The 16,777-nt window shown below is 60.9% G+C and carries 16 protein-coding genes and 1 pseudogene; 5 read left to right on the plus strand and 12 right to left on the minus strand.

The window, feature by feature from the left end; all coding sequences use genetic code 11:
* On the minus strand, nt 1-265 hold a 265-nt coding region (locus F759_RS41325), incomplete at its 3' end, for a transposase (RefSeq protein ID WP_161633335.1).
* Between the two features lie 408 nt (nt 266-673).
* Here F759_RS41325 and F759_RS38670 point away from each other — a divergent pair.
* Both F759_RS38670 and F759_RS0126455 read left to right on the plus strand, forming a co-directional pair.
* A complete protein-coding gene (locus tag F759_RS38670; RefSeq protein ID WP_244438919.1) occupies nt 674-1,045 on the plus strand; it encodes an alpha/beta family hydrolase in 372 nt (123 codons plus the stop codon).
* An 81-nt stretch (nt 1,046-1,126) separates the two neighbouring features.
* Nucleotides 1,127-1,345 carry a hypothetical protein gene (locus tag F759_RS0126455; protein ID WP_027802506.1) on the plus strand — a complete coding sequence of 73 codons (219 nt, stop codon included), beginning with the start codon at nt 1,127-1,129 and terminating at the stop codon, nt 1,343-1,345.
* 17 nt (nt 1,346-1,362) lie between these two features.
* Here the strand turns inward: F759_RS0126455 and F759_RS43710 are convergent, their stop codons facing one another.
* The 4 genes from F759_RS43710 to F759_RS42375 form a co-directional block, all read right to left on the minus strand.
* Nucleotides 1,363-2,418 (minus strand): hypothetical protein, encoded by a 1,056-nt coding sequence (locus F759_RS43710; RefSeq protein WP_063829673.1) that lies wholly within the window; start codon nt 2,416-2,418, stop codon nt 1,363-1,365.
* 3 nt (nt 2,419-2,421) lie between these two features.
* Nucleotides 2,422-2,679, minus strand: coding sequence for a hypothetical protein (locus F759_RS0126465; RefSeq protein WP_027802507.1), 258 nt, complete (start codon nt 2,677-2,679; stop codon nt 2,422-2,424).
* Nucleotides 2,680-3,468: 789 nt separating this feature from the next.
* Nucleotides 3,469-4,254: a metallophosphoesterase gene (locus F759_RS0126470; RefSeq protein ID WP_027802508.1), complete on the minus strand. Its 786-nt coding sequence runs from the start codon at nt 4,252-4,254 to the stop codon at nt 3,469-3,471.
* A 140-nt stretch (nt 4,255-4,394) separates the two neighbouring features.
* Nucleotides 4,395-4,820 (minus strand): hypothetical protein, encoded by a 426-nt coding sequence (locus tag F759_RS42375; RefSeq protein ID WP_152530714.1) that lies wholly within the window; start codon nt 4,818-4,820, stop codon nt 4,395-4,397.
* A 188-nt stretch (nt 4,821-5,008) separates the two neighbouring features.
* On the opposite strand from F759_RS42375, the gene F759_RS41335 reads away from it, so the two are divergent.
* Both F759_RS41335 and F759_RS38685 read left to right on the plus strand, forming a co-directional pair.
* Nucleotides 5,009-5,242 carry a helix-turn-helix domain-containing protein gene (locus tag F759_RS41335; protein ID WP_084534355.1) on the plus strand — a complete coding sequence of 78 codons (234 nt, stop codon included), beginning with the start codon at nt 5,009-5,011 and terminating at the stop codon, nt 5,240-5,242.
* Nucleotides 5,243-5,455: 213 nt separating this feature from the next.
* Nucleotides 5,456-6,835 (plus strand): annotated as a pseudogene (locus tag F759_RS38685) (YifB family Mg chelatase-like AAA ATPase); the annotation flags it as partial.
* A gap of 334 nt (nt 6,836-7,169) precedes the next feature.
* On the opposite strand, the gene F759_RS0126480 reads toward F759_RS38685, so the two are convergent.
* A complete protein-coding gene (locus F759_RS0126480) occupies nt 7,170-7,856 on the minus strand; it encodes a hypothetical protein (protein WP_244438920.1) in 687 nt (228 codons plus the stop codon).
* A gap of 246 nt (nt 7,857-8,102) precedes the next feature.
* Between F759_RS0126480 and F759_RS0126485 the strand changes: the two genes are divergently transcribed.
* Nucleotides 8,103-8,636, plus strand: coding sequence for a TlpA disulfide reductase family protein (locus F759_RS0126485; protein ID WP_027802510.1), 534 nt, complete (start codon nt 8,103-8,105; stop codon nt 8,634-8,636).
* A gap of 102 nt (nt 8,637-8,738) precedes the next feature.
* On the opposite strand, the gene F759_RS0126490 is transcribed toward F759_RS0126485, so the two are convergent.
* From F759_RS0126490 to F759_RS0126515, 6 genes are all read right to left on the minus strand, one after another.
* Nucleotides 8,739-10,091: a sigma-54-dependent transcriptional regulator gene (locus tag F759_RS0126490; protein WP_209440517.1), complete on the minus strand. Its 1,353-nt coding sequence runs from the start codon at nt 10,089-10,091 to the stop codon at nt 8,739-8,741.
* Nucleotides 10,092-10,109: 18 nt separating this feature from the next.
* Nucleotides 10,110-12,155 (minus strand): sensor histidine kinase, encoded by a 2,046-nt coding sequence (locus tag F759_RS0126495; RefSeq protein ID WP_027802512.1) that lies wholly within the window; start codon nt 12,153-12,155, stop codon nt 10,110-10,112.
* 60 nt (nt 12,156-12,215) lie between these two features.
* A complete protein-coding gene (locus F759_RS0126500; RefSeq protein ID WP_027802513.1) occupies nt 12,216-13,496 on the minus strand; it encodes a dicarboxylate/amino acid:cation symporter in 1,281 nt (426 codons plus the stop codon).
* 377 nt (nt 13,497-13,873) lie between these two features.
* Nucleotides 13,874-14,944, minus strand: coding sequence for an ABC transporter ATP-binding protein (locus F759_RS0126505; protein WP_027802514.1), 1,071 nt, complete (start codon nt 14,942-14,944; stop codon nt 13,874-13,876).
* Nucleotides 14,945-15,005: 61 nt separating this feature from the next.
* Entirely contained in the window at nt 15,006-15,797 is a 792-nt protein-coding gene (locus F759_RS0126510) for an ABC transporter permease (RefSeq protein WP_027802515.1), read from the minus strand.
* Nucleotides 15,794-16,732, minus strand: a complete 939-nt coding sequence (locus F759_RS0126515; RefSeq protein WP_027802516.1) for an ABC transporter permease — start codon at nt 16,730-16,732, stop codon at nt 15,794-15,796. Before F759_RS0126515 ends, F759_RS0126510 begins: the two co-directional genes overlap by 4 nt.
* Nucleotides 16,733-16,777: the final 45 nt, after the last annotated feature.

Here is a 16,777-nt window from a genome sequence, read left to right on the forward strand (position 1 = left end):
GCTGGGCCTCGCGTTCAAGGCGACGGCTCGATTGGATCCGGTTCAGGTAACCATAGATATAGATCTTGAGCATCACCTCGGGGTGATACGAAGGCCGACCCGTCAACGCTGGTTCGACGCCTTCAAACCCAAGCTTATGAAGATCAAGCTCATCTACAAAGACATCAACTACGCGCACGGGATTTGTGTCCGTCACGTAGTCATCGAGCGCTTCAGGGAGGAGAAAGCTTTGCGTACGATTGTCGCCTTGAACGAACCGTTTCATCCTGCTTATCCCTCGCTGTCGGATGGCAAATTTTAGCGCTCCAAAAACCGTTTTGACACAATCTGGGCCGAACCCAGACTCTTCTGCAGCTGGACATGCTTTCCGGAGAGCTAGACAAATGGAACTTCCCCTTGAGATTCCTTGACGCTGATTGCCGTGTCGTAACAGCTCGCCGACAATGATGCAGTCGTGCTATTACGCAGACGTCTCAAAGCGCGGATCACGTTGCGGACTGCAGGTCGGGCTTGCGGTCGTCAACCGACACATCGCGACTGCGGCGCTGTTCAGGATGGGCGCGCGCACATCGATCGCTTTCGCAATGCCTTGCCGGATCCCGCCACAAACGCTCTCCGATACCTCATTAATGCAGGATTGGCGCAAAGGCCGCAACGGCACGACCTAAATACGTTGGACGATCCAGAATCGCTTTCCGTGGCACTGCCCGACGGCACCAAGGTCTCTGCGCTCCTCCGGGCGCCGGAGGACGCGCGCGCCCTGTATGTCTTCGCGCACGGTGCCGGGACGGGCATGCAGCACGCCAACATGTCGTCATTGGCCGACGCGCTTGCGGCGGCAAATGTCGCCACATTGCGCTACCACTTTCCGTACATGGAGCGGAGCTCCAAGCGGGCGGACTCGCCGGCCGTGGCAGATGCTGCCGTGCAGGCAGCCGTCGCAGACGCCCGCCGGCGGTTGCCTGCCCTGCCGCTCTTCCCGGGCGGCAGGTCGTTCCGCGGCCGCATGACTTCGCAGTCCCAAGCCATCTCAGCGGACGTTTGAATGCAACCGGCGGCGGGTGACTTCTGAGGGCAAAAATCTTCGCGTGCGCGACACGCACGCGTACAACGAGTTCGGGTTCTAGTGCAAAGCGAATCATATCGTGGCTACGCCCTTTGGGGACATGCAATCGCAGATCAGGAAGACCTCCTTCAGGCCGAGCGTTTTGCTACGAGCGGCACGATCACCCGAGAAACGAAATTCATCGAAGCCTGGGGCGTTCTTGGGGTCTTTGATTCCGATGATGATGCGGTTGCAGCAGGTCTTGCGTGGGCACGTGCCTGGATCGACAGCCACGGATGAATCCAGCGTGGACACCCCTAGCCATGGATCGGCCCTTCTGCATGATGCCGCGCAGCCTCGACGACAGCCGCAGGATCGATTGCCAGAAGTTCACGAGGCCGCTTGCCATGAAGCATGCCGTTTGTCGACTCGAACCATGAGGCGATCCTGATCGGTGTGTAGTCGCAAAAAATCTTCAGAATATTCGCCACTTCAGGGATGGGATCGCCGAACTCGTCAAAAACGTATCCAGGGAACAAGGTCCGTCCCGCCAGCTCGACGCAAAAAATCTTGCCCTGTTGCCCCCAACCGATCGCCATTCCCCAAGGAATCAGCCAGGTTGTTCCGTCAAGCACGGCGGCAAGCGATCTTGCCTCCATTTCGGCTTTGAGAGATACCGAGTGCCGGATCGGATCGGCAAGGCGGTCAGCCCCGGGCCATCGACGATCGCCTTCGCGCCATGAACGACTCACCCGCAGAACGGGCCTGGTCAAAGCCACGCGCATGCGATCCAGGATTGATGCACCAGCCTGCTCGCCTTCTTCAGGCGTCCACCGCATGCAGGCAGCGGTGTCGGAACAGCCAACCCCATGATCAGTGACATAGCGCAGTTCCCGCAGTTCTCTCCAGATTTCCCCGCCTTCCTCGTACTCGAACACGCGATATTCCCGGTGCGATCCACGTTCGACGGCAGGGTGGTCTGAATCCAGAGAAGAGTCACGATTCATCCCGGCGGTTGCGCCAGCAGCAATCGCGCCATTCATCTCTTCAACAGAGACTGCGTCGTCGGCATCACGCCGGATGATGCCCCGCGAGGAGCTCAACGAAGGTGAGTCTGGAGACGGTTCGATGTCATCGACGCCCGTTGGCACGATCCGCATCCACGCGCCCAGTGTGTCGCGGACACAGTGCTGGCACAGATCGATACTGATTGCGTGGCCATCCCCGAAAATCGAATGAAATCCGCCGCGATACTCGATCGACATCCGTTCGTGCCACTCCGAGTCGGGGTCATTCGATGTCATGCGTCGTCCGCAGCGATCGCACGTGCAACCCGAGACCTCGTACACCGATTTTTTCCGGAATTCGAGCATGCCTTACTCCTCGAACCACCACTGATCCCTTGTCCACTCTTTCGGAACCAGCCCCAGCTGCCGTGCAGTGGCCGTGGGCAGACGAAGTAGTACGGTGCCAGGGGGATGCCCCCAAACACTGTCGATCATGGTCACGTCGGCCGGCACGCCGCTGAGCTCTAGGTAGACGGCATCTTCCGTCTCGAACATTTCGGTATACAGCGTCCAGCCGGGCAGATCGGCTGTCTTTTCCTCAAACCGGACTGTGGATTTGGTGCCCATGGTTTTCCTTTGTGAGAATCAGTCGGCATGCTTAGAGTGCTGCGCCTGCGTGAGAGCCTCATCACATCGGCAAGTGCGTCACGCCACCAACGTTCCGCGGAACCGGCGTGCGGCTTCCAGAACCCAGACGCGGTTTTCGAGCGCGCCGTTTGCGGCGATCGGATAGCTGCTATCGTTCTCGGCGATCCAGCTGTGGAAAGGTTAAACTAGGCAGCAATCGCCCACGGGTTCGCTGCAGATCCGAGTTGCGCCAGCCCCCCTGACAACAGGCCGCGACTGAACGCGCTCTTCAGTCAGCAAGGTACGTTGGACACAGCCGCTAGCGGAACCCCTCGAGCTCGTCCGTGTCCTTTCGGTCGAAGCGACCGATTCGTCCGACGTCGCGGGCTTCGAGCGCACGCGTCGTCGTAGCGGTCCAGCCATCACGGTGATGCTTTCGTCGGGGAACGGTATCTTCGCTGCGTTGATTGCCCAGTCGCGAGTGCGAAGCACGATGGCCGTCATGCGTGCCTCAATCTGCTCGCTGCTTTCGTACGGCGGCATAGCTTTTCGCCGTCTCTTTCGCCGGTTCGCCTTGGTCAGGCGACCTCCCGATTGAAATTGGTTTCCTATATTCGCAGTCCTCTGACTCAGACAGAACCCGCTCACCTCATAAACGCAGTCTTTTGCACGTGCTTTGTGAGTGACGAGCGGGCGTTGTATCCAGCGCGACATCAACCTCGTTTTTCCTCGCAGCAGGATTGCGCCCGTCACCTCCCTGTTCCCACCAACACGCCACTGCACGAAGACTTAAACATCAATCACTAACGCTGGATCAAATGCGGCGTTCTCCCAAATCAGGTCTTCCGGCTTCCGTGCCACCAGTCGGTTCATTGCATAGCCGCGCGGATTGGCAACCACCCGCGTCTGGCCGACGTGATAATCGAACGAGTCATGCACGTGACCGTGTATCCAAACGTCGGCCAGCTCGAGCACAGGTCGCAGGTCGCTCACGAATGCGGCGTTGATCGGATCGTTCGCATAGCGCGCATGTACCGAGGGCGGCGCAACACCGTGATGGGTCACCACGACCGTGCGCCCGTCGAAGGGTTTTGCCAGTTCGTTCCGCAGCCAGTTCAATGAAATTTCGTGCTCGGTGAGCGCATTCTCCGGCTGGAATCGTCCTCGATCGCCAATGCGGATCACACGATGATCATTCATCATGCGCCCGGCCAGCGCCATGCTTTGCTCGCGCGTGTCATTGAGCGCATAGTCCGTCCACAGGCAGCAGCCGAGAAACCGCACGTCGTTCGCGACCAACGTGTCGCGTTCGAGGTAATGCACCGCTGTGCCGGACGCGCGCGTGCGGATGGTATCGGCGAGCGCGTCGTACTTCCTGCCATACGCTTCGTGATTACCATGCACGTAGATCACGGGCACCGGCCAGCGCGCAAACTGCTCAACTGCATCGGCGCCCTTCGCGATGTCGCCTGCGAGGACCAGCAAATCAGCCTCAGACTGAACAATCGGGTTGTAGCTTGGAAAGGACTGGTGGACTACTTCGAGGTGGAGATCGGATGCAACCTGGATGCGCATTCTAGATTCCTTTTTTCTCCACATGATCAATGGCGATGTCTTTCAAGTTCGCTTGGCAAGCAAATGCTCGAACTGATTCGGTGATTCACTTGATTTTTTCAGCGTGATTTCTGTATGCAAGCCCATTGAGTCTCTCGGATCTATTCTCCGAATACCAATTCGCGCACCAACTCCGGACGCGCATTTGTCTGTTGAAGATCACGCAGGCATCGCCTCATTCCTCCTTCTGCCATCTCATACCAAAAATCTCCCTTGACTCCCTGCTCCCCGGGCTCTCGCCATAGGGCGGTCACCTTATGTGGCAGCAAACCGCCGCTTGGTCCTACATCAAGTACGTGGACTGACATCGCTTTAGACGTGTAAGTAGCGGCGATGCCCAGCATCGCTTCGGGATCCGCCACCATCCACCCATCAACAACTCTTGGCAGCGATGGTTCTCTCTGGACGTGCACCCAAAAGTTTGAAATCTTGTTTGACCATCCTACGCATTGCCATACCTGATGCGGGAGCATCAAAGCGGCTTTTACTGGATGAGATTCTTCCCACGATTCGTGCGTCACCAACATCAAATGCTCCGTTGCGTTTCTGGACTCGCTAGGTTGCCAGAGCTAGACAGCGTTTCTTGACGGCCACTCCGCGTTTTAGAAACGCCCGACGCCCTTTCGCTCACGTCGACAGAGAGATCGATGGCCAGATGCAGATTGTGACTTAAAAGCTACTGACGGAAAAGACCGGCGTTTGCACTATTCTGCAAATGTCATCTGATGATTCTTCCCTTTATCCTCACACCGCACGTGCGTTGCTCGCGGACAACCTTAGGCGACTTCGCGCGGAAAAGGGTTGGTCACAAGAAGAGTTGGCGGCTCAGAGCCACTTGGACCGCTCTTTCATTGCGCATGTTGAGCGGTGCGCAAGAAATATCTCGATAGATAATGTCGAGAAAATTGCAACGGCGCTCAGCGTTCCCGTTGCATCGCTCTTCCTCTGAAACGGCGGGTTCGTTGCAGTCCTCCGAACTGTCTCTGCAGCGCCTTAAACCTTGGCACTTACGTTTCTCGTACATCACCAACTGTCTGCGCTATACGAAAGCTTTTTGATAGTTTTGTAACTGTCGAGGCCGCGGTAGGGTCTGTTACATATGAATGTACAGACCAAACACCGATTCCCTTCGTTTTGATAAATTCGTACGACAGTCTGGAAAACCGTCAATCTCGCTCCCGCAGACTTGCCGAAGGAATCCGGCCGCTTCGACCTGCCGATCGCCTTGGGCATTCTCGCGGCGAGCGGCCAGATTCCCGTGGAATCGCTGCTTGATCGCGAATTCGCCGGCGAACTATCGTTGACCGGCGCGCTGCGTCCGATGCGCGGCGCTTTCGCGATGGCCTGCGGCACCGCGCGCGGCGCGGTAGCTTGCGAAACGTCCGCCGAATGCATCCCCGGAAACACACCGCTGCGGCGCAATCCACAGCTGTACCTTCCTGCGGCAAGCGCAGCCGAGGCTGCGCTCGTACCCGGCGTCGACGTCTATGGCGCGAGCGATTTGCCGTCGTTGTGCGCTCATCTCGCCGATGCGCCCGATGCGCGCCTTTATCCGGTCGCCGCGCCTGACCTCGCGCAGTTCACGCCTGCGCCGGTGCCCGATATGGACGACGTGATCGGCCAGCGCGGCGCGCGCCGTGCGCTCGAAGTCGCCGCCGCCGGCGGGCATCATGTGCTGCTGATCGGCCCGCCCGGCGCCGGAAAGTCGATGCTCGCCGCGCGCCTGCCGGGGCTGCTGCCCCCCATGACTGACGACGAAGCGCTCAGTTCGGCGGCGCTACTGTCGGCGAGCCGCGCGGGCTTCACTCCCACGCAATGGCGCCGACGGCCGTTTCGCGCGCCGCACCACTCGTCGAGCGCGGCAGCGTTGGTCGGCGGGCGCAATCCCCCGCAACCGGGTGAGATCACGCTCGCCCACCTGGGTGTGCTTTTTCTCGACGAACTGCCCGAATTCGATCGCCACGTGCTCGAAACGCTGCGTGAACCGCTCGAAGCCGGCCGCATCACGATCTCGCGCGCTGCACTGCAGGCCGACTTTCCCGCGGCTTGCCAATTAATCGCGGCGATGAATCCGTGTCCGTGCGGGTGGCGCGGCGATCCCAACGGACGTTGCCGCTGCACGCCGGAGATTGCGGCGCGCTACCTGCGCAAGCTGTCCGGGCCGCTGCTCGACCGGATCGACATCCAGCTCGACGTGCCGGCGCTCACGCCGGCAGAGCTGTCCGCGCGATTAAACGCCGCCGGCGAAAAGAGCGCGGTTATCGCATGCCGGGTGAATGCCGCGCGCGAGCGGCAAATGGCGCGGCAAGGCAAAACCAACCGCGAGTTAAGCGGAAAAGAGGTCGACGATGTCTGCCGTCCCGACCCCGCAGGCGAAGCGTTGTTGCGCGAGGCGGGCGAGCGCTTCGGCTGGTCGGCGCGGGCTTATTACCGCGTTTTGAAGGTCGCCCGCACCATTGCAGATCTGGCCGGCGCCAGCATGCCGAGTGCTGTGCAAGTCGGCGAGGCGATCCAGTATCGGCGCGCTTTTGGCTCCATGTGAGGAGAAAATATGCTGTCAAGACTTGACTTATACACATGCGCGCGTTCCAGATAAATTTAGAAACATCTGAAAGGTATCTCGAAGCCTCGGCAATAAGCGCATTGATTTAAAACGTTTTTTTATTCTGGTCGGCCTGCGTGCGAACTGACGCAATGCCCACCGGACGGGCATCCGCGCGAAAAAAAAACGGAGTTCTCAACAGAGTTATCCACAGGGCGCGCGATGAAGTGGAAAACCTCAACGTAAACCGGGAATTAGCGTGTGAAGCTGCGAAGGAACCTTCACTGCGCAGATGAACCTCCAGCAGCCGCTGATCGGCCAAAACTACCGTTTTTCAGTACAGCTGGAACGACGAAAAAAATTGATCGACCTGCTCCTGGGGCAGCGGTTTTGAAGCGATGATCGCCGCCTGATACGCATGCCGACCTCGCGCCACGAGCCGCGCATAAACGGTGCGGGCCTCACGGTCGGAACCGGCTTGGCCGCTGAGCTTCATTTCCAGCCCCAGCACCTTACCGCCTGCGGCCAGCGGAATCTGAACGGCATGCGCCTGCGGAGCCACCCCGACGTTCCGTGCGAGGCCGGTACGCAAAAAGTCGAGCGCCTTGCGTTGCGTCGCTTCGCTTTCGTCCGGCAGCATGATGGTGCCGACTGCGAATACGGCGTCGCCGGCTTCGGCCGTCTGCATGGCCATTTGCATCGGCGCCCCGTCGATCTGCACGGCGCGCTGATCGTTGCCCGGTTTAGCCGGCAGGTCGATGCTGTAACCATTGTCGTTGTTCATGATCGTGCGCCAGTCGAAGGTCGGCGAACAGCCGCTCAGCACCGCGCCAAGGACGAACGCGCAAGCCACCACGCGGCCGGGTGAATGCGCCCGCGGGGCGTGATCCGCCGAACTGCGGTAGGGAGCGAAGCCGGAAAAGAGACGCACGAGAATTTGAGCGAACACGGGCAAAACGCGAAGAACTGTCTGGAGCATGGGAACGAGACGCGCGGGAAGCGTCGAAAATATCGTGGGCATCAAGCGCCATTATCCGCTGCCAGCTGAGTAAGCGCCCGCGGAAGCACGAGCGGAGCATAGGGCGCACGCGGCGCATACGCCCTGCCGGGAGACCGTCCGTTGGCTGCGCAAAGCCTTGCCCGCGCGGGGGCGCTCGCTGCCGCGTCGCCGGAATAAGACTACAATAGCGACGCTATGCTGCAACGGGCGCAAAGCCCCAGCCGACGCACTGTCCCGCGCCTTTGCGCGACTTCCGAGGTTCCGTCCATGAGCACCATAACGTCGACCACCGCCGTCACGCGTACGAATCCGCTTCGCTACCTGATTATCGCCGTAGTGGCGGTCGCGATTGGCGTGGCTGGCTATTTTGCGTTTGCCGGCCAGCAGCGCGTGCCCGACGCGACTTTCACGCTGCTCTCCGGCCAGAAAGTCACGACCGCCGATCTGAAAGGCAAGGTCTATCTCGTCAACTTCTGGGCAACGAGCTGCGATACCTGCATGAAGGAAATGCCGCAGATGGTTCAGACCTACAACCGCTTCAAAGGCAAGGGGCTCGAGTTCGTCGCAGTGGCAATGAGCTACGACGCGCCCATGTACGTGACCAACTACACACAAACGCGCCAGTTGCCGTTCAAGGTCGCACTGGACGACGGCTCGGCCGCGAAGCAATTCGGCAACGTCCAGCTCACGCCGACCACCTTTCTGGTCGACAAGGACGGCAAGATCCTGAAGCGCTATGTCGGCGAGCCGCAGTTCGCGGAACTCGACCAGTTGCTGGAAAAGGCGCTGAACGCTGCCTGACCGCAGTGACGACCAGCGTCGCGAGCCCCGGCTGGGCGCAACGCGGCAACGGTCTGTTCGCCACGATCCATGAAAACGCCGGCATTGCCGGCGTTTTTACGTTCACTTGTCGCCATCGCCTTTGGCCGCGAGGCCATACCGCTTGATCTTCTCGTAAAGCGTGGCCTTGCCTAGTTGCAGTCTGTCGGCGGCTACGGCGACCGCCCCGCCGCTCTGTTCCAACGCCTCCGCGATCACCGCCCGCTCGAATTGCTCCACGCGCTCCTTTAGCGGCTGCGTCTGCCCGCCTTCGTCGCCGAAAGACATGACGGGGTCGTCGGCGACGCCGAGCACGAAGCGATCCGCCGCATTGCGCAGTTCCCGCACGTTGCCTGGCCAGTCGCGCTGCATCAGGCCCGCACGCTGACGGTCGGTGAGAATCGGCGCCGGACGCTGATAGCGCACCGCCGCATCCAGCAAAAAGTGTTCGAAAAGCGGCACGATGTCCTCGCGACGCTCGCCGAGCGGCGGCAGTGCGATCGTCACCACATTCAGCCGGTACAGCAGATCGCGACGGAACGAACCGTCGGCGACATGCTCCGCCATATCGCCTTTCGCCGCCGCGACCACGCGGCAATTCACACGAATCGGCTGATTGGAGCCGAGGCGCTCCAGCACGCCGTCCTGCAACACGCGCAGAAGCTTGACCTGTAACGCGAGCGGCATGCTTTCTATTTCATCGAGAAACAGCGTGCCGCCCGACGCATGTTCGAGCTTGCCGATCCGGCGTTTCGCCGCGCCGGTGAACGCGCCCGGCTCGTAGCCGAACATCTCGGACTCGAACATCGGCTCGGGCAACGCGCCGCAATTCACCGCGATAAACGGCTTGTCACGCCGCGGCGAAAGCTCGTGCAGACTACGCGCGATCAACTCCTTGCCGGCGCCGGTGTCGCCATTGATGAGCACGGACGCATCGGTCGGCGCGACATTCGCAATCAGCCGCCGCACCTGCTCGATCGCCGGACTACGGCCGATGATGCGCGGCGCAACCGTGTTCTGCCCGGCGAGCTCCCGGCGCAGCGCAAGGTTTTCGAGCACGAGCTTGCGCCGCTCCAACGCGCGCCGCACGGTTTCGATCAGACGCTCGGAAGCAAACGGCTTTTCGATGAAGTCATAGGCGCCGTCACGCATCGCCTGGACGGCCATCGAAATATCGCCGTGACCGGTGACGAGGATCACTGGCACGTCGGGTGCGCGTTCATGGCATTGCGCAAGCAGATCGAGACCGCTCGCGCCGGGCAGCCGGATATCGCTGACGATTACGCCGGAAAAGTCCGCGCTGATCGACTTCGCCGCGGATTCCGCCGACGCATGGCCGACCACGTTAAAGCCGGCCAGTTGCAAACTCTGGACGCTCGCGCGCCGCACGAGTTCGTCGTCTTCGATATAAAGCACGTGCAAGCCATCGTTCAGCATGATGTTCTCGGGATGGATTCAGGAACCCGCGGTGAGCGGGTTCGCGGTGTGACTTGTCTGCACGCGCGCGCGGCGCAGCGTCAACACAAATAATGCACCGCCTTCCGGCAAGTCCGGCGCGTTTCGCGCGTGGGGCAAATCCGACACGTTCGACACGTTCCGCGCCACCAGGGTGCCGCCGCAATCGCGCGCGATCGACGACGAAATCGCCAGCCCGAGACCGAGCCCCTGACCCATTTCCTTCGTGGTGAAGAACGGTTCGAAGAGGCGCGGCAAGACGTCTTCGGGAATGCCGGGACCATTGTCGCTGACCGCGAACGACAGGCTCTCTGCCGCGACTTCGATCTGCACCGAAATGCGCGGCGCGCCCATGCCGGCGGTGGCATCGAGCGCATTGCCGAGCAGGTTGATCAGCACCTGTTCAAGACGCAGATCGTCGCAATGAGCGATCAGATCGGGATGGTCGTCGGCGAGATCGAGTGGCTCGCGCGCGCCGCTGTCCGCATCGAATAACGCAAGTTCCAGCTGGACAACCTGCAAACGCTTTTGCAACAGCGCGACGGCATTGCGCAGCGCCCGCACGACGGGCGCGCGCGCGCTGCGTGGCCGCGCGCGTCCGACGAATAGCTTGAGTTGATTGGTGATCTTGCCCATGCGCTCGGTAAGCGCTGCAATCGCTTCGAGATTTTCTCGCGCGGATGCCTGGTCGCCGCGCTCCAGCAGCACGCGCGTGTTGTCCGAAAACCCGCGCAATGCGGCGAGCGGCTGATTCAGTTCGTGCGTGATGCCGGCCGCCATCTGACCGAGCGCGGCGAGCTTGCTCGCCTGAATCAACTCGTCGTGCGCGGCACGCAATTCCTGCTCGGCACGCGTGCGCTCGGCGACTTCCTTCTGCAGTTGCTCGTTCGCTTGCGACAGGTCCGCGGTGCGCTCCGCAACACGCTGGTTCAACTCGGCGTACGCTTTTTGTAGCAGCGACCGGCTGCGCATCACTTCGCGCACACGCGCACGGCGCATTCTCAAGTAGAACGCAAGCAACACCAGCGACACGTAGCCAAAGCCCGTAACAATGGTCGCGTTGCGCGCCTCCGCGTCGACCGGACGCACGGGCGCCATCGTAATCAGATGCCAGTCCGGTTCGCCCATACCGCGCCGCGACGCGAGATAACGCGGCGCGTAGTGCCCGCCGCCAACGCGCACGATCTGCGCGTCGCCTTCGAGCTTGCGCTCGATCGTCACCGGCAGCGGCGCAATCGGCTGCTGCGCGTATTGCCGCGCCTGGTAGATGGAATCGGCGACCTGGCCCGACAGCGGCCGTATCGTGTGGTATTTCCAGGCAGGCACGGACGACAGAAAGATCACGCCGTGATCGTCGGTGACGAGCAGCGGCTCGGATGCATCCGCGCCCTGGAACCATTCGAGATCAAGTTTGACGACCGCGACGCCGACGATCTTGCCCTCGCGCCGCACCGGCTGCGAGATGTAATAGCCCGGCGCCTGCGAAATGGTGCCGATGCCGAAGAAGCGGCCCACGCGGCCCTTGATTGCATCGACGAAATACGGCCGGAACAGATAGCCTGCGCCGATGAAACTGCCCGGCCCGCGCCAGTTGCTCGCGGCGACACAAAAGCCGTCGAGCGGAATGATGTAGGTGACCGTCGCGCGCGCATGGCGGTTCAGGTCTTCGAGATAGAGATTCGCACGCTTGACGTTGGCCGGCGACGGATCGACCAGCACGTCCTGCACGATTGGATGCTCGGCGAGCAGATATGGCAGCGATTCGTAACGCTCGAGCGTGCTCTTCAGTGAACTGGCGGTACGATCGACACGCCCCGCGGCATTGAGCCGCAAACTGTCGATTCCGCTTTGCCACGCGATGCTATAAGTGAGCCCGCACGCCGCAACGAGCCCGGCGACGAGCGCGAAGAGGATCAGCAGGCGGCGCGTCACGTTGGCTATATCCGGTCGGTTGTGATCGGATATTGTGGCATAAGGCGAAGTGCCGTCGGCGCGAGCAACGCCTGCCGACGGCACTTCAGTTGGGCGCGCGGTCACCGGTTGCATGTCTGGTGTCCGCGGCCGCAAACGTCACGCGTTTTCAGATAATACGAGACGATGCGTGGCTTAGACGCCGGCCGGCTCTTTGACCGCCACGTCGCCGTGCAGCGCGGCATTCAGCTTGTTGCGGTCCAGTTCCTTTTCCCATGCCGACACGACCACGGTCGCCACGCCATTGCCGACGATGTTCGTCAGCGCACGGCATTCGCTCATGAAACGGTCGATGCCGAGAATCAGCACCATGCCCGACAGCGGGATGGTCGGCACCACGGCCAGCGTTGCCGCCAGCGTGATGAAGCCCGCGCCCGTCACACCGCTCGCGCCTTTCGACGTCAGCATCGTGACCGCCAGCAGCGTGAGCTGCTGCGCCCACGTGAGGTCGGTGTTCGTCGCCTGGGCGATGAACAGCACCGCCATCGTCATGTAGATGTTGGTGCCGTCGAGGTTGAACGAGTAACCGGTCGGCACCACGAGACCCACCACCGAGCGCGAGCAACCGAGCTTTTCGAGCTTCAGCATCAGCTGCGGCAGCGCGGCTTCCGACGAGCTCGTGCCGAGCACGATCAGCATCTCTTCCTTGATATACGCGACAAAACGCAGAATGTTGAAGCCCACCGCACGCGCGATGATGCCGAGCACGACCACCACGAACACGATCGAGGTCAGATAGAACGTGCCGATCAGCTTGAGCATCGGCAGCAGCGAGCCGATGCCGTACTTGCCGATGGTGAACGCCATCGCGCCGAACGCGCCGATCGGTGCGAGCTTCGTGATGATGCGCACGATGCCGAACAGCACCTGCGAGAGCCCTTCGATAAAGTTCGTGACGACCTTGCCCTTCTCACCGGCTGTGGCCAGCACAGCGCCGAACAGCAGCGCGATCAGCAGGATCTGCAGGATTTCGCCCTGCGCAAAAGCCGAGACGAGCGTATCCGGGATCAGGTGCATCAGGAAGTCGACCGTGGTCTGGCCGTGCGCCTTGGCGGCGTACGAAGCGACTGCCTTGCCGTCGAGCGTGGCGGGGTCGATGTTGAAACCGACGCCCGGCTTCAGCACGTGCGTGGCGATCAGGCCGAGCACCAGCGCAAACGTCGAGACAACTTCGAAATACAGCAGCGCCTTGCCGCCGACACGCCCGACCTTCTTCATGTCCTCCATGCCGGCAATACCGGTCACGACCGTACAGAAGATGATCGGCCCGATCACCATCTTGATCAGCTTGATGAAGCCGTCGCCGAGCGGTTTCATGTCGACGGCGAGGTTCGGATAGTAATGGCCGAGCGCAATACCGATGATGATCGCCACGATCACCTGGACGTACAGCACTTTATGGATAGGTTTCTTCACGATGTTTCCTGCGATGTGGGTGAGCCCAAGGCCTGCCACGCTGCGCATCATGCGAACGAAAGATCGTCACGCCTGTGCACGGCATTAGGCCGCGACAAGACGACGAATTCAGAAATACCGGGAAGGGAAATCAGACATCGTTGTCTCCTTGCTTTAGTTGTCGGACCGTTGCGGCCGCGTTATCTATTTCGCAAGGTCGATGCCAGCTTGATGTCGATCGCAACGCATTGATTTAAATGTATTTTTACGGCAATCATCGCGTTTAGCGTCCGGAATTCCGGAAATCCGGACAACGCGCGTCGGGAAACCCGGAATTCGTCGTCATCGCGACTCCGGGAAAACCCGGAGCCTTGACTGGCGGGCTTTTGCGCGCTTTTTTAAGCGCCGCCTTCTTCGAGCACCAGCAGATTCTCATGCGAGAAACCGAGCGACACCGGCTGCCCGCGTTCGGGCAAACCGCGATTCGGGTCGTTGAACACGTCGAGTGAAATCACCGCGTCTTTCACGCGCGTTCTGATCCGCACCACGGCGCCGAGAAAATTCACTTCTTCGACAGTCGCGCTCAGCGTGTTGCGGCCCGGCGCCGCGGGTTCGAGCACAATCGCTTCGGGACGCAGTGCGAGCAGGCGCTTCTTGCCCGCATCGCCGGCCGGAAGTTCCTGCGTGGTGGTCAGCTCCTGACCGTCCACGGCCATTTTGCCGGTCGCCGGATCGATCACGTGCCCCGCCAGAATGTTCAGCGTGCCGACGAACGACGCGACAAAGCGCGTGCGCGGATAGTTGTAAATCTCCGACGGCGAGCCGATCTGCTCGACGCGCCCCTCGTTCATCACGACGATGCGGTCGGAAATCGACAACGCTTCTTCCTGATCGTGCGTGACAAAAATCGACGTGATGCCGAGCTCACGCTGCAACGCGCGAATGTCTTGCCGCAACGAAATGCGAATCTTGGCGTCGAGCGCGGACAGCGGCTCGTCGAGCAGCAATACCTGCGGCTTGCCCGCCAACGCACGCGCCAGCGCCACGCGCTGTTGCTGGCCGCCCGACAGTTGCCACGGATAACGGCCGCCCAGCTGCGGCAGTTTGATCAGGTGCAGCATCTCTTCGATACGCCGGCTGATCTCCGCCTGCGGCCGATGCGTGATCTTCAGCCCAAAGCCGATATTTTCCGCGACCGTCATGTTCGGAAACAGCGCGTACGACTGGAACACCATGCCGACTTTGCGCTGCCGCGTGCGAAGGTGCGTGACGTCCTTGTTATCGAGCCGGATGATGCCGCGCGTCGGCGTTTCGAAGCCGGCGATCATCCGCAGCACCGTCGTCTTGCCGCAGCCGGACGGTCCAAGGAAAGTGATGAACTCGCCGCGCTCGATCTTCATGTCGAAGTGATGCAGCGCGATGTTCGCCCCGAAGGACTTGTGCAGATTTTCGATCTCGAGAAATGCCATGATTCGCTGCCTCAGTGGATCAAACCCAGTGGATCAAGCCCAGTGGATCAAGCTCATTGCATCAAACCTTCTGGCCGCTCAATGCGCGGGCCGAGCCGAATACCTGGATCAAGCCCATCGACGCCCACGTAATCATGAACGCGATGATCGCAAGCGCCGACGGCTCATACGCGCGATTCGCGCCGATCAGTTGCAGGTAAGGACCGAACGCGGGTCTATCGAGCAAGCTCGCCAACGTGAATTCGCCGATCACCACCGCAAAGGTGAGAAACGCGCCGGATAGAATGCCCGAGCGGATGTTCGGGAAGATCACCTTGAACAGAATCGTCGGCCAGTTCGCGCCGAGACACTCGGCGGCCTCGGTGAGCGAACGCACGTCGACAGCGCGCAGGCCCGCATCGACGGCGCGGTACATATACGGAAGAGACAGCGTCACGTAGCCGAACACGAGCAGCAGATCGGTCGTGCGCTCGTTGCTCGTGAGCGGCAGAATCGAACTGCTGTTGTAAATGCGCAGATAGCCGAACACGATCACGATGGCCGGCACGACGAGCGGCAACAGCGTGATGAATTCGACGACCGGTCGCAGCTTCGGCAAACGCAACTGCACCCAGTAAGCGGTCGGCACAACGAGCAATATCCCGACGGCGATCGTCAGCAGCGCCATCAGAATCGAATAGCCGAACGAGGCCTGAAAGCGCGGATCACTGAGCACGACGCTATAGGCTTCGAAGCTGTACGTGCCGCGCTTCATCCGCAGGCTGAACTCGAATGTGGCGATGAGCGGGATCAGGAAGTACAGCGAACCGACCACCATCGCGGTCCACGCTCCCACGCGCGATTGGCTTTTCATCGACGGCCCCTTTCGGCACGTGAGCGCAGCCAGATATAGCCGCCATTCGAAAGACCCGTCACGAGCACCATGCCGAGCGCGAGCGCGTAGCCGAGATTCTGGTTATGCATGACGTCGCCGCGAATCTGCGCGAACAGCAGAATCGGCACGATGTTCAACGAACTGCCGGTCAGCGCATAAGCGGTGGCCACGGCGCCGAACGCGTTGGCGAACAGCAGCAGCGTCGCGCCGAGCACACTCGGCCACAGCACCGGCAGCGCGACGTAGCGCCAGTACTGATATGCGGTGCCGCCGAGGCAATCGCATGCTTCGCGCCATTCGCGTTTGAGGCCGTCGAGCGCGGGCGTGACGATCAGCACCATCAATGGAATCTGGAAGTACAGGTAGGTCAGCGTGAGCCCCGAAAAGCTGAGAATGCTGAAGCCCGTCGAGTACAGATTGAAACCGAGATACTTCTTCAACAACACGGTGACGAGGCCGACACGCCCCAACGTGCAGATGAAGGCGAACGCGAGCGGCACGCCCGCGAAGTTCGAGGCGACGCCGGAGAACGTCATCAAGGTCGGACGAATCCAGCCCGGCAGTTTGCCTTGCACCGCAGCCCACGCAAGCAGCGAGCCGATCAGCGCGCCGCCCGCCGCGGACGCCGCGCTCACCTTGAAGCTGATCCAGTAGGCGTCGAGCACCGACGGCTGAAACAGATCGCGCAAATTCGCGAGCGTGAAGTGACCTTGCGAATCCTGAAACGCGCCGATCATCAAAAAGCCGGTCGGCAGAATCAGGAACAGCAGCGCGAAGGTAAAGAACGGCACGACCCCGATCCAGGCCAGCATCTGCGACGCGCGGCCCGGACCGTCGACGCGAGGCGTCGGTGTAGGTACAGGCGGAACCAGCAAATCTGGCCGCATCGATCCAGCATCCGATGAAGCGCTCATAGCTCATCCTTTGGACATTCCCCGCATTCGCGGCATTCTGCTAAC

The organism is Paraburkholderia dilworthii (assembly GCF_000472525.1).
Taxonomy (GTDB): domain Bacteria; phylum Pseudomonadota; class Gammaproteobacteria; order Burkholderiales; family Burkholderiaceae; genus Paraburkholderia; species Paraburkholderia dilworthii.

What these genes read in the sequence shown, in the direction of transcription:
- F759_RS43710 (WP_063829673.1), bottom strand. Translation starts at nt 2,418, where the DNA reads ATGCTCGAATTCCGGAAAAAATCGGTGTACGAGGTCTCGGGTTGCACG.
- F759_RS0126465 (WP_027802507.1), bottom strand. Translation starts at nt 2,679, where the DNA reads ATGGGCACCAAATCCACAGTCCGGTTTGAGGAAAAGACAGCCGATCTG.
- F759_RS0126470 (WP_027802508.1), bottom strand. Translation starts at nt 4,254, where the DNA reads ATGCGCATCCAGGTTGCATCCGATCTCCACCTCGAAGTAGTCCACCAG.
- F759_RS42375 (WP_152530714.1), bottom strand. Translation starts at nt 4,820, where the DNA reads ATGTTGGTGACGCACGAATCGTGGGAAGAATCTCATCCAGTAAAAGCC.
- F759_RS41335 (WP_084534355.1), top strand. Translation starts at nt 5,009, where the DNA reads ATGTCATCTGATGATTCTTCCCTTTATCCTCACACCGCACGTGCGTTG.
- F759_RS0126480 (WP_244438920.1), bottom strand. Translation starts at nt 7,856, where the DNA reads ATGCCCACGATATTTTCGACGCTTCCCGCGCGTCTCGTTCCCATGCTC.
- F759_RS0126485 (WP_027802510.1), top strand. Translation starts at nt 8,103, where the DNA reads ATGAGCACCATAACGTCGACCACCGCCGTCACGCGTACGAATCCGCTT.
- F759_RS0126490 (WP_209440517.1), bottom strand. Translation starts at nt 10,091, where the DNA reads ATGCTGAACGATGGCTTGCACGTGCTTTATATCGAAGACGACGAACTC.
- F759_RS0126495 (WP_027802512.1), bottom strand. Translation starts at nt 12,155, where the DNA reads ATGCAACCGGTGACCGCGCGCCCAACTGAAGTGCCGTCGGCAGGCGTT.
- F759_RS0126505 (WP_027802514.1), bottom strand. Translation starts at nt 14,944, where the DNA reads ATGGCATTTCTCGAGATCGAAAATCTGCACAAGTCCTTCGGGGCGAAC.
- F759_RS0126510 (WP_027802515.1), bottom strand. Translation starts at nt 15,797, where the DNA reads ATGAAAAGCCAATCGCGCGTGGGAGCGTGGACCGCGATGGTGGTCGGT.
- F759_RS0126515 (WP_027802516.1), bottom strand. Translation starts at nt 16,732, where the DNA reads ATGAGCGCTTCATCGGATGCTGGATCGATGCGGCCAGATTTGCTGGTT.